The following is a 12435-nucleotide window of genomic DNA, read 5'->3' as shown; positions in this document are numbered from 1 at the left end:
TACACAGGGAGAGTAAAAATAGATGACTCAACAGGTGAAGACAGTTGGTATCGTTGCAGGTGGACCAGATGAATATATTGCCGATTTATCAAAAGATATGGATGTCGTTGACTATTGGATTGGAGCAGATTATGGTTGTATCACTTTACTAAATCAAAATGTATCAATTGATCTTGCGATTGGAGATTTTGATTCAATGGATGCATATGCATTTGCAAATGTAAAAAAAAGTGCGAAGCAGACAGTTCGATATTCAATTGAAAAGGATCAAACAGATTTAGAGTTAGCGATTAATAATGCAAAGACACTTTTTCCAGATCAAATATATTTATATGGTGTAACTGGCGGAAGGATGGATCATGCCCTTGCAAACGTTCAACAGCTATTGCCGTTAGTGGAAGAAAAGATAGAAGCGATTATTATTGATAAATATAATGTTATTCAGTTATATGAGCCAGGGACATACTGTCTTGAAGAAACATACCCTTTTACGAATATCTCGTTTCTTTCTTTTACGCAAACAATAGAGGGACTGAGTTTAGAAGGATTTTATTATCCGTTAAATAAACACTCACTTTCATGGGGATCTACTAGATGTCTTTCTAACAAGCTTCTTTCGAAAAAAGGTACTTTTTCATTTGATAGAGGCATATTAATAATGATAAAGAGCTGTGATGTACTTCTTAAGTAGCAGGTTCATATAATACGATAAGTCGTTTCTTTGTCATATGGAAAAGAGGAGGGTTTCTCATGAAGTTTTATACTATTAAACTCCCGAGGTTCATTGGTGGCTTTGTACGTGTCGTTATCGGTACATTTAAGAAAAGTTAGTTTTAGCCTACCAAAACAACAAAAAGCACCTTGTGAAAGGGTGCTTTTTGTTATCCCAGATCATTATTTAATTAAACACGTTCTACTTTTCCGGATTTTAGCGCACGAGTAGATACATAAACACGTTTCGGTTTACCATCAACCATAATGCGTACTTTTTGAACATTCGCTTTCCACTTACGTTTATTTGCATTTAATGCGTGAGAACGGTTATTTCCAGTAGTTGTTTTACGACCAGTAACGATACATTTACGTCCCATAATTATCCCTCCTACATACATCTATCTCATTACATACTTTTATAATTTATCATACCTTTTTTAATTTTGCAATCTTGGAAGTGTAAGTTTATTAGGATAGATCGTGTGAGAAAAATTGTGTCTACAACGAATGGAAGAGGTTGGTTATAAAGCATATACACTTGACAGATTTTAAAGTTTAGTTCATTGTATAAAGGGGTTTGTCTTGGTTAAATACAGTTATATATGTAGCATACATGGATTAACACAAATATAAACAACCGATGAAATTGCTTTCATGGTTGAGGCGATTATTGTAGAATGAGTTTAGGATGAGTAAGCCTTATGAAAAAAAATATGAAAATAGTCAAGAGAACTCTTAAAACGTTAAACTTAAATATATTTCCTAGATATTAGAGGAGGATTATTAGAATGGCTATTGAGCTGAAAACAAAAGATGGACAAGTTACCATTACTAATGAAGTAGTTGCAACAGTAGCTGGTGGAGCTGCTATTGAATGTTACGGTATTGTTGGAATGGCTTCAAAAAACCAACTGAAAGATGGAATTGCAGAGATTTTACGTAAAGAAAACTTTGCAAAAGGTGTGGTTGTTCGTCAGGAAGAAGAGTTAATTAGTATCGATATGTATATTATTGTGAGTTATGGAACAAAGATTTCTGAAGTGGCTCATAATGTGCAATCACAAGTGAAATATACACTTGAAAAAACATTAGGTCTTTCTATGCATTCAGTGAATGTCTTTATTCAAGGTGTACGCGTACAAGCAGAATAATAAAAAAGATCATGATTATAAACGAGGAATCAGTTAATAGATACTAGGTATTTAGTAATGTTTAGCTTATGAAGGAGGAAGTTGTAGTGGTGTTACAAAAGTTAGAAGGTTCTGCATTTCAGCAGATGGTACTTCTTGGTGCAAATCACTTAACGAACAATGCTCAAATGATTGATGCATTAAATGTATTTCCTGTTCCCGACGGAGACACAGGTACAAATATGAATTTGTCGATGACATCTGGTGCAAACGAAGTGAGAGATCTACCTGCAAATAGTGTAGGAGAAATTGCTGATGCATTAGCAAAGGGGCTTTTGATGGGGGCTCGAGGAAACTCAGGAGTTATTTTATCACAGTTATTCCGAGGCTTTGCTAAAGGCGTTAATGGTGCTACATCTCTTACGCCAGAAGATTTTGCAAAGGCATTGACAGCTGGTGTTAATACTGCATATAAAGCCGTAATGAAACCAGTAGAAGGAACCATTTTAACTGTTGCTAAAGATACAGCTAAACAAGCTGAACAATTAGCTAAAGAAACAGATGATTTTATTGTATTTATGGAAGAAGTATTAAAAGCATCGAAAAAGTCCTTAGCGTCTACTCCAGATTTACTGCCAGTGTTGAAGGAAGTAGGTGTTGTTGATAGTGGAGGACAAGGATTAGTTGTCATATATGAAGGTTTTCTTGCCTCACTAAAAGGAGAATCTTTACCTGAAGCAAACCTTGCTACTGCTAATATGGATGATATGGTGAATGCAGAACATCATAAATTAGCACAAGATTATATGCAGACCGAAGATATTGAGTTTGGATATTGCACAGAGTTTATGGTTAAATTTGAAGCGGATAAATTAAAGGAAAGCCCATATGATGAAGAAGTCTTCCGTAATGAATTAAGTCAATTGGGAGACTCTTTACTCGTTGTATCTGATGATGACATTGTGAAAGTCCATGTTCATGTCGAATATCCTGGTAAAGCACTTAACTTAGGTCAACGCTTCGGAAGTTTTATTAGTATAAAAGTAGAGAACATGCGTCAACAACATACTTCTATTGTAGGTGAAAAATCTATTAATAAAGAAGAACCAAAACAAAAGAAAGAGTATGGTATTATTTCTGTTGCAATGGGAGAGGGAATTAAAGAGCTTTTTGAAAGTTTGGGAGCTTCAGTCGTTATTCAAGGTGGACAAACGATGAATCCGAGTACACAAGACCTTGCTGAAGCAATAAAACAAGCAAACGCTAAACAAGTTATTATTTTACCAAATAATAAAAATATTGTTATGGCCGCAGAACAAGCTGCACAATTAAGTGAAGATGAGGTAGTCGTTGTACCGACAAAAACGATTCCTCAAGGTATGAGTGCGTTACTAGCATTTCATCAAGAGGCAGCGCTAAACGTAAATCATACAACGATGTTAGAAGCTAGTGAGCAAGTAAAAACAGGACAAGTTACTTATGCAGTGAGAGATACAAAAATTGATGGTATGACAATCGACAATGGTAATTTTATGGGATTAGCTGATGGAGCAATTAAGGCAACAGCTAAAGATAAACTAAAGGTTACCAAGCAACTCTTGACTGAGTTAATTACTGAAGATGATGAAATTATTACTATTTTACAAGGGGAAGAGGCGACAGACAAAGAAATCGAAGAAATAGAAGATTTCTTAGCGGAAAACTATCAAGATATTGAGGTAGAAGTTCATAATGGACAACAGCCAATTTACTCATTTATCTTTTCAATCGAATAATCGCTCTAGCTCAGGTTAATTCCTGGGCTTTTTCTATGTTAAAAAGCTCTATACTAAATGTGGTGGTGTATTTTTTTCTATCATGGCTTCAAAAAAGCGATTAACAGACAGAAAATAATTAGAGGCATGTTTAATCGATATCAAATTTTGGAACTTCCATCTTGTTATAATGAGATTAGGTAAAAAATCACATGATCACATTTGACAAAAAATGATCTAAATATACTTAGAAATGAAGCACGGTCTAGCTTTTCATATAACAGTGAAAAAGTTATACTATATTATATATTATTGTTTATATTAGTAGAATATTTGAAATGAGGTATATCTATGAAGTTCAAATCTGTATTTGATATTATTGGTCCGGTTATGGTTGGCCCTTCCAGTTCACATACAGCTGGTGCTGCACGCATTGGCAGAGCAGCTCGTAACCTGTTTGGAAAACAACCGACTTATGCTGAGATTATTTTTTATGGTTCATTTGCCAAAACATATCAAGGACATGGAACCGACGTTGCTGTTGTTGGAGGCATATTAGATTTTGATACAGCAAACGAAAATATTCGACACGCAATCAACATTGCTAAAGAAAAAGGAATAAAGGTTAGCTTCTTTGAAGAAGATGCTGCAGTGGATCATCCGAATACAGTTAGAATAAAGATGGGGAATGGATTAGAAAGTATGGAACTGGTAGGCGTATCTATTGGTGGAGGAAAAGTTGAAATCACGGAATTAAACGGATTTGATTTGCATTTATCTGGAAATCATCCGTCCATTCTTATTATGCACAATGATCGATTTGGAGCGATTGCTTCAGTAACACAAATTTTAGCAAAACATGAAATCAACATTGGTAGAATGGAAGTATCAAGAAAAGATATAGGTAAAGAAGCTTTAATGGTTATTGAACTGGATCAAAATATAGATCCATTGATTGAACAAGAATTAGCTGATGCTAAACATATTTTACATGTATCAAAAATTGTTGATTGATCGTTTGTTAGAAGAACTTTTATATGAATATTAAGTAATAAGTCTTATATTTCATATAATCGATTCTTAAAATATTGTAAGCTTTAAAAATGCTGCGGTATACAGTTGTTATTTAGAAGTAAGGAGGAAGAAATCATGTTTCGTACAGTTGCAGAATTAATTTCCATTACGGAAAATGAAAATATATCCATTGCAGAAGCAATGATCAGACAAGAGATAGAGATTCACGATAAGCCTAGAAATGAAATTATTAAACAAATGGAGCAGAACCTTTCTGTTATGGAAAAAGCAGTAGCAGATGGTTTAAAGGGAGTGAAGTCCCAATCTGGACTAGTCGGGGGTGACGCATTATTATTACAAGCATACTTAAAAAAAGGAAATTCTCTATCTGGAGAGTTAGTTCTTGATGCCGTAAGTAAAGCAGTAGCAACAAATGAAGTGAATGCTGCAATGGGTGTGATCTGCGCAACCCCTACTGCTGGTAGTGCTGGCTGTGTTCCTGGAGCTTTGTTCGCTGTCAAAGAGCGTTTAAATCCTACGAGAGAACAAATGATTAACTTTTTATTCACTTCAGGTGCTTTTGGTTTCGTTGTTGCTAACAATGCATTCATTTCGGGTGCTGCAGGTGGGTGTCAAGCTGAAGTTGGTTCAGCAGCAGCGATGGCTTCTGCTGCTGTTGTTGAAATGGCAGGTGGGACGCCACAGCAAAGTGCAGAAGCTTTTGCGATTACCTTAAAAAACATGTTAGGTCTTGTTTGTGATCCGGTTGCAGGTTTAGTTGAAGTTCCTTGTGTAAAACGAAATGCGGCGGGGGCTTCTAACGCCATTGTTTCTGCTGATATGGCACTTGCAGGAATAACGAGTAAAATTCCATGTGATGAAGTAATCGGTGCAATGTATCGAGTGGGTAAACAAATGCCTAGTGCATTGCGAGAAACTGCTGAAGGTGGACTAGCAGCAACGCCTACTGGAAGGGCATTAGCAGCAAAAATTGCTGGAAATAATGTTATGAAAGAGTGATTGGATTGATGAATTGGCCGATTGAAACAATTGGTGGTGTAGGGAATAGGCTAAAAGAACAGTTAGAAGCAATAGGTATTAGCACAGTGAATGATCTATTGTTTTATTTCCCTAATCGTTATGAGAATTATGAAATCAAACCGTTAAGCGAACTGATTCATGATGATAAAGTTACCATTGAAGGAGAAGTGCTTGGAGAACCAACTGTAACTTATTACGGTAGAAAAAAATCTAGGCTTATCGTACGTTTGCAAGTAGAACATGCAGTTGTAAAAGGTGTGATGTTTAATCGCCCATTTGCTAAGAAACAATTAGTACCTGGAGCTATTGTGACATGTACAGGAAAATGGGATCAGCACCGTCTACAGATTACTATTGAACAATACAAAAAAGGGAAGGCGAAAACCGATCAACCAATACAACCTGTATATTATGTAAAACAGCCGCTCAAATCGATTCAACTAAAAAAGATTATAAAAAAAGCATTAGAACAGTATGAAGAGCAAATTGTTGAATTATTACCTTCTGCTTATTTGACTAGCTATAAACTGTTAACACGTGCGAAAGCATTGAAAGAAATACATTTTCCTACTAGTTTTCAAGCACTAAAGCAAGCAAAACGAAGGTTTATATATGAAGAATTGTTGTTGTTCCAATTAAAAATGCAGTTGTTAAGAAAAAGAAATCGAGAAAGGACACAGGGGAATAGTCAGCTATTTGATTTTTCACTTGTTAATCGATTTATTGACAGACTTCCATTTCAGTTAACCAAGGCACAAAATAGATCTTTACAGGAAATTCTTCAAGATATGCGTTCACCGTATCGAATGAATCGCTTGCTACAAGGAGATGTAGGTTCTGGAAAGACAGCTGTAGCTGCTATTAGTTTGTATGCTTCGATTGTCGCAGGGAAACAAGGTGCTATGATGGTACCGACCGAGATTTTAGCAGAGCAACATATGTCATCGTTACAAGCATTATTTGGAGAGAATGTTTCCGTTGCTCTGTTGACCGGATCAATCAAAGGGAAGAAGCGAAAAGAAATTTTATCTCTGATAGAACAACAAGCTATCGATATTATTGTTGGGACACATGCGTTAATACAAGAGGATGTTCATTTTGCTAACCTTGGTACGGTTATTGTTGATGAACAGCATCGTTTTGGGGTAAACCAACGAAAAGCGTTGCGAGATAAAGGGATTGATCCAGACGTTTTGTTTATGACAGCAACTCCAATTCCAAGAACTTTAGCAATTACAAGCTTTGGAGATATGGATGTAAGTCAAATTGACGAAATGCCAGTGGGAAGAAAGCCAGTTGAAACTTATTGGGTAAAAGACAACATGTTAACAAGAGTGTTGCAATTTATTCAAAAAGAAGTAAAGCAAGGTTATCAAGCATATGTCATATGCCCACTTATTGAAGAATCGGACAAATTAGATATTCAAAATGCGGTAGATTTGTACCAACAATTGCAAGAAATGTACAATTCTCAACAAATTGAAGTAGGATTACTACATGGTCGACTACATAACGATGAAAAAGAAGCAGTCATGCAACAGTTTGCATCGAACCAAGTGCAAGTGTTAGTATCCACAACCGTGGTAGAAGTAGGAGTAAATGTGCCTAACGCGACTGTAATGGTGATTTATGATGCAGAGCGTTTTGGATTATCGCAACTTCATCAGCTAAGAGGGCGCGTAGGACGAGGTGAAGCGCAAAGTTATTGTGTTTTAATTGCAGATCCTAAAGGTGATGTAGGAAAAGAACGTATGAAGATCATGACAGAAACAACAAACGGATTTGAATTAGCAGAACAAGATTTACAATTAAGAGGGCCAGGAGATTTTTTTGGAAAGAAACAAAGTGGGCTTCCAGAATTTAAAGTTGCTGATATTGCACAGGATTATCGTGCACTTGAGACAGCTAGAAATGATGCACAGTCGATCGTTTATAACCATTTGCTAACCAATGATTCAGAGTACCAAGCTTTAAATAATTATGTAAAACAGACATTTGAAGAGGCTGGAGTCACTTTTGATTAATAAATGACTTGCAAGAAGATTATAGGTGTTATATATTACTATTAGTACCTAGTCATAAAAAACAGTTAATATACCTACTAGGATGGTGAAGTAATGAAGTTGCCAAAGAAACAAAGACAGGAAAAACTTCGTCAAACAATAGAAGAAATGCCATTTATTACGGATGAAGCATTAGCTAATCAATTTTATGTTAGCATTCAAACGATTCGGTTAGATCGGATGGAATTAGCTATACCTGAACTTAGAGAACGTATTAAATCGGTAGCGACAGATCAATGGAACGAAACGGTTAAAGCATTGCCGATCGATGAGGTTATTGGTGAAGTGATTGATTTAGAATTAGATGAACGAGCAATTTCTATATTAGATATTGGATTAGAACATGTTTTTTCACGTAATAATATTGCACGTGGGCATCATTTGTTTGCGCAAGCTAATTCGCTAGCCGTGGCTGTTATTAATGATCAGTTAGCTTTAACGATAAAAGCTGATATAAGATTTACTCGCCAAGTAAAGCAAGGAGAGCGTGTTGTTGCAAAAGCGAACGTCGTATCATCATCAACAGATAACAGGCGAACCAAGGTAGAAGTTAATAGTTATGTCGATAATGAAATAGTTTTCTCAGGCGTTTTCGATATGTACCGATCAAACGAACAAAAAGGAGAAGGTCGAAATGAAGCTAGCGATTGACGCTATGGGTGGTGACAATGCACCGCAAGTTATTGTTGAAGGAGCAATGAAAGCTATAAAGGGCTTTAATGATATAGAAATTATTTTAATTGGTGATGAAGAAAAAATAAAGCCATTGCTAACATCTTCAGAACGAATATCCATTATACATACAAATACAGTTATTACTGGTGAAGACGAGCCGGTTCGAGCGGTAAGAAGAAAGAAAGATGCATCACTTGTTTTAATGGCAAAAGAAGTGAAAGAAAACAGAGCAGATGCTTGTATTTCAGCCGGAAATACTGGTGCATTGATGAGTGCTGGGCTGTTTCATGTTGGCAGAATTAAAGGAATAGAACGACCAGCACTGTCACCTACTCTACCTACAATTGATAAAAAGGGATTTTTACTATTGGATGTTGGTGCTAATGTTGATGCCAAGCCGAAGCATTTATTACAATATGCGATAATGGGTAGCGTCTACGTGGAAAAAGTCAGAGGTGTTACTTCACCTAAAATAGGTTTGTTAAATATTGGTTCAGAAGATGGCAAAGGAAATGAATTAACAAAGAAAGCATTTGCTATGTTGAAGGAAGCGCCAATAAATTTTGTTGGAAATATTGAAGCGAGAGAGCTCTTGGAAGGAAAAGCAGATGTAATTGTGACTGATGGATTTAGTGGCAACGTTGCATTGAAATCAATCGAAGGAACAGCGTTAAGTTTGTTCTCTATGCTAAAGCAATCCTTTTTATCCAATTTAAAAACAAAACTTGCTGCAATGTTAATGAAAGATCGTTTGAAAGAGCTAAAGAATCAGCTCGATTATGCTGAATATGGTGGGGCTGGATTGTTTGGCTTGTCCGCACCAGTAATCAAAGCGCATGGATCTTCGGATGGAAGGGCAATTTATAGTGCCATTAAACAAGCGCGTTATATGGTTGAAAATAATGTTACAGAAACGATAGAAAAAACAGTTGCTACGATAGAAACACTCCCAGAGGAGGAATAGAATGAAGAAAGTTGCTTTCGTATATCCTGGTCAAGGGTCACAACAAGTAGGAATGGGTGAAACATTATTTCAAAACTCACCTATTGTTCAATCTATGTTTAAGCAAGCTGACTCAATCCTTGATACAGAACTTACAAAACTTATGTTTGAAGGTCCAATAGAAACATTGACACAAACGGAATATGCGCAGCCATCACTTTTATTAGTTAGTAGTGCTATTACAAAGTTGTTAGAAGAAGAAGGAGTAGTTCCTGTTGCGGTAGCAGGACATAGTTTAGGAGAATACAGTGCACTGGTGGCAGCAGGATCTATCTCTTTTGAAGATGCTGTATCCTTGGTTCAAACAAGAGGGAAGTTAATGGAGCAAGCTTATCCAAAAGGAAAGGGTACAATGGCTGCAGTACTTGGTTTAAGTCAGAGTCAGCTCCAAGCTGAACTAGATGTAATTGGTCAAGAAACAAATGAAATAATTGAGATTGCTAATTTGAATTGCCCTGGACAAATTGTTATCTCAGGTGATAAAAATGCAATTGATCAGGCGATAACGAAACTAAAAGAAGCTGGAGCGAAACGTGTATTACCGTTAAGTGTTAGTGGACCATTTCATTCATCACTGATGAAGTCAGCAGCTGAATCGTTTGCTAAGTCACTGGACAATATTATGATTGAGGATGTAACATTACCTACTTATGCAAACGTCACTGCTGAAAGAGTAACGGATCACACGGAGATCAAGCAACTTTTAGTAGAACAGTTATTTTCCACAGTTCGATTTGAAGAAATAGTGAATGACATAATGAAATCTGACATAGATGCAATTGTAGAAGTGGGTAATGGTAAAGTATTGACTGGATTAATTAAAAAAATTAATCGGCGAATGAAAACTTTTACAGTTCAAGATTCAAAGTCTTTGAATGATTTTGTTACGTGGTATAAGGAGGAAGCATAATGTTTAAAGGAAAGGTTGCACTTGTAACTGGAGCTTCTAGAGGTATTGGGCGAGCGATTGCATTAGAACTAGCTCGAAAAGGTGCTGATGTCGTCATAAATTTTGCAGGTAATGAGGCAAAAGCTCAAGAAGTTGTTGATGAGGTGAAACAACTGGGTGCCAAAGCAATTAAAATTCAAGCAAATGTGTCGGTAGAAGAAGAAGTCAAACAAATGGTGCGAGAGGCAGTTTCTACATTTGGTCGTCTTGATATTTTAATCAACAATGCTGGTATTACAAAAGATAATTTACTCATGAGAATGAAAGAATCAGAATTCGATGATGTCATTCAAACGAATTTAAAAGGAGTTTTTCTAACTACTAAAGCTGTGACAAGACAAATGATGAAGCAACGGTATGGTCGTATTATTAATGTTGCCTCAGTAGTCGGTATTAGTGGTAATGCAGGTCAAGCAAATTATGTAGCTGCAAAAGCTGGTGTAATTGGCATGACAAAAACAGCAGCAAAGGAATTTGCTAGTAGAAATATTTTAGTAAATGCAGTTGCACCTGGATTTATTGAAACAGACATGACAGATCAATTAACAGAGGAGCAACAAAAAGCGATGGCAGAACTTATCCCATTAGCACGTTTAGGTCAAGCAGAAGATGTTGCGCATGTCGTTGGTTTTCTTGCTTCCGATGATGCTTCTTATGTTACAGGACAAACTATACAAGTAGATGGTGGTATGGTAATGTAAGTATGCACTTATTATAAATATATTGAAAGGGGGTGACAGCAAGATGGCAGAGACTTTTGATCGTGTAAAGAAAATTGTAGTTGATCGCTTAGATGTAGAAGAGGAAAAAGTAACCATGGAAGCCTCTTTTAAAGATGATTTAGAAGCTGATTCATTAGATGTAGTTGAGCTTGTTATGGAATTAGAAGATGAGTTTGATATGGAAATTGCTGATGAAGATGCAGAAAAAATAGGTACAGTTGGTGATGCTGTGAATTACATAGATAACCAATCGTAACAAACTAATATTATGAAAAAAAGTCTCGCTGAAAAGCGAGACTTTTACCACATCTAAAATATTTGTCAAGGTGGAGAGGTCTATGGATTTTCAGCCATTACAAAATCAGATAAATATACAGTTTCTTAATGAAGGATTGTTGCGGCAAGCATTCACACATTCTTCTTATGTGAATGAAAATAAAAAACAACCATTAAGTGACAATGAAAGATTAGAGTTTTTAGGTGATGCTGTCTTGGAGTTAGGTGTTTCACAGTATTTATATCGAACATTTCCCAACATGGCTGAAGGTGATTTAACAAAGTTACGAGCTGCAATCGTTTGTGAGCCAGCTTTAGTTGATTTTGCTAAAGAATTGACCTTTCATCAATTTGTACTATTAGGAAAAGGTGAAGAACGTACTGGAGGTCGACATCGACCAGCATTATTAGCCGATGTATTTGAAGCTTTTATAGGTGCTTTATACTTAGATCAAGGATTTCAAGTCGTTATCCAATTTTTAGAGCGATATGTGTATCCTAAAATTAGTCAAGGTGCTTTTTTTCATGGAATGGATTATAAAAGCCAACTGCAAGAATTGATTCAACAAAAGGGAACAGCAGAAATTGAATACGAGATTGTAGCAGAGAATGGTCCTGCCCATGACAGAGAATTTGTAGCACAAGTGAAAGTAAATAAAGAAGTTTCCGGTCAAGGGAATGGACGAACGAAGAAGGAAGCAGAGCAAAGAGCTGCAAAGAAAGCTTTGGATTATTATAAGAGTTAATTCTTATCATTAACTTGTGATGGTTGGCTCGTTTTTATGAATGTGTATTCGTAAAAACAAGCCAACAATCATATAACATTAGCTCGCCGTTTAGCAGTAGTGCTAAACGATTCTAACTATTTTCTAATGGATGCAAGTTCTTCGATGAATGCTTGTGTTTCAGAAACACTGAGTTGGCCTTTTTGTCGTAAAACATCGTAAAGTAACTTTAACTGATTATATTTATTTAAATCATAATCTTCAGGATCTAAAATGGCTTGGTTTACTACTTTTAATTTTTTTGCAATTTCTTCAAGCAAGTATGCTAGATTTTCTGACGTTGCTTCATTTAACTGACTCATGCTCTAT

Annotated in this window: 15 protein-coding genes; 13 read left to right on the top strand and 2 right to left on the bottom strand. The window is 36.1% G+C overall.

What is annotated here, in order from left to right; genetic code table 11:
- Positions 1-22 precede the first annotated feature (22 nt).
- Positions 23-691, top strand: a complete 669-nt coding sequence (locus ACH6CY_RS01500) for a thiamine diphosphokinase (protein ID WP_374065438.1) — start codon at positions 23-25, stop codon at positions 689-691.
- Between the two features lie 59 nt (positions 692-750).
- Positions 751-831, top strand: coding sequence for a stage V sporulation protein SpoVM (gene spoVM / locus ACH6CY_RS01495; protein ID WP_090856779.1), 81 nt, complete (start codon positions 751-753; stop codon positions 829-831).
- 71 nt (positions 832-902) lie between these two features.
- Here spoVM and rpmB read toward each other — a convergent pair whose 3' ends face one another.
- On the bottom strand, positions 903-1091 hold the full coding sequence (gene rpmB / locus ACH6CY_RS01490; protein ID WP_374065437.1) for a 50S ribosomal protein L28: 189 nt from the start codon (positions 1089-1091) through the stop codon (positions 903-905).
- 411 nt (positions 1092-1502) lie between these two features.
- Here rpmB and ACH6CY_RS01485 point away from each other — a divergent pair, with 411 nt between their 5' ends.
- From ACH6CY_RS01485 to rnc, 11 genes are all read left to right on the top strand, one after another.
- A complete protein-coding gene (locus tag ACH6CY_RS01485) occupies positions 1503-1865 on the top strand; it encodes an Asp23/Gls24 family envelope stress response protein (RefSeq protein WP_374065436.1) in 363 nt (120 codons plus the stop codon).
- Between the two features lie 86 nt (positions 1866-1951).
- Entirely contained in the window at positions 1952-3619 is a 1668-nt protein-coding gene (locus ACH6CY_RS01480) for a DAK2 domain-containing protein (RefSeq protein WP_374065435.1), read from the top strand.
- Positions 3620-3949: 330 nt separating this feature from the next.
- Positions 3950-4612, top strand: coding sequence for an L-serine ammonia-lyase, iron-sulfur-dependent subunit beta (gene sdaAB, locus ACH6CY_RS01475; protein WP_374065434.1), 663 nt, complete (start codon positions 3950-3952; stop codon positions 4610-4612).
- 135 nt (positions 4613-4747) lie between these two features.
- The gene (gene sdaAA, locus ACH6CY_RS01470; protein ID WP_374065433.1) at positions 4748-5632 is read left to right on the top strand and encodes an L-serine ammonia-lyase, iron-sulfur-dependent, subunit alpha; all 885 of its coding nucleotides are present in this window, start codon (positions 4748-4750) and stop codon (positions 5630-5632) included.
- Positions 5633-5637: 5 nt separating this feature from the next.
- Entirely contained in the window at positions 5638-7677 is a 2040-nt protein-coding gene (gene recG / locus ACH6CY_RS01465) for an ATP-dependent DNA helicase RecG (protein ID WP_374065432.1), read from the top strand.
- A 93-nt stretch (positions 7678-7770) separates the two neighbouring features.
- Positions 7771-8367, top strand: a complete 597-nt coding sequence (fapR, locus tag ACH6CY_RS01460; RefSeq protein ID WP_374065431.1) for a transcription factor FapR — start codon at positions 7771-7773, stop codon at positions 8365-8367.
- Positions 8351-9355 carry a phosphate acyltransferase PlsX gene (gene plsX, locus ACH6CY_RS01455; protein ID WP_374065430.1) on the top strand — a complete coding sequence of 335 codons (1005 nt, stop codon included), beginning with the start codon at positions 8351-8353 and terminating at the stop codon, positions 9353-9355. Before fapR ends, plsX begins: the two co-directional genes overlap by 17 nt.
- Position 9356: 1 nt before the next feature.
- Positions 9357-10304: an ACP S-malonyltransferase gene (gene fabD, locus ACH6CY_RS01450; RefSeq protein WP_374065429.1), complete on the top strand. Its 948-nt coding sequence runs from the start codon at positions 9357-9359 to the stop codon at positions 10302-10304.
- Positions 10304-11044, top strand: coding sequence for a 3-oxoacyl-[acyl-carrier-protein] reductase (fabG, locus tag ACH6CY_RS01445; RefSeq protein WP_374065428.1), 741 nt, complete (start codon positions 10304-10306; stop codon positions 11042-11044). The genes fabD and fabG overlap by 1 nt, the downstream gene beginning before the upstream one ends.
- A 43-nt stretch (positions 11045-11087) precedes the next feature.
- Entirely contained in the window at positions 11088-11321 is a 234-nt protein-coding gene (locus ACH6CY_RS01440) for an acyl carrier protein (RefSeq protein WP_374065427.1), read from the top strand.
- Between the two features lie 82 nt (positions 11322-11403).
- Positions 11404-12087, top strand: a complete 684-nt coding sequence (gene rnc, locus ACH6CY_RS01435; protein ID WP_374065426.1) for a ribonuclease III — start codon at positions 11404-11406, stop codon at positions 12085-12087.
- Between the two features lie 116 nt (positions 12088-12203).
- On the opposite strand, the gene ACH6CY_RS01430 is transcribed toward rnc, so the two are convergent.
- Positions 12204-12428, bottom strand: a complete 225-nt coding sequence (locus tag ACH6CY_RS01430; protein WP_374065425.1) for a DUF1128 domain-containing protein — start codon at positions 12426-12428, stop codon at positions 12204-12206.
- Positions 12429-12435 lie beyond the last annotated feature (7 nt).

The sequence above is a fragment of the Paraliobacillus sp. JSM ZJ581 genome, assembly GCF_044383835.1.
GTDB lineage: Bacteria > Bacillota > Bacilli > Bacillales > Amphibacillaceae > Paraliobacillus.
This window is presented reverse-complemented; position numbering and strand designations above follow the sequence as displayed.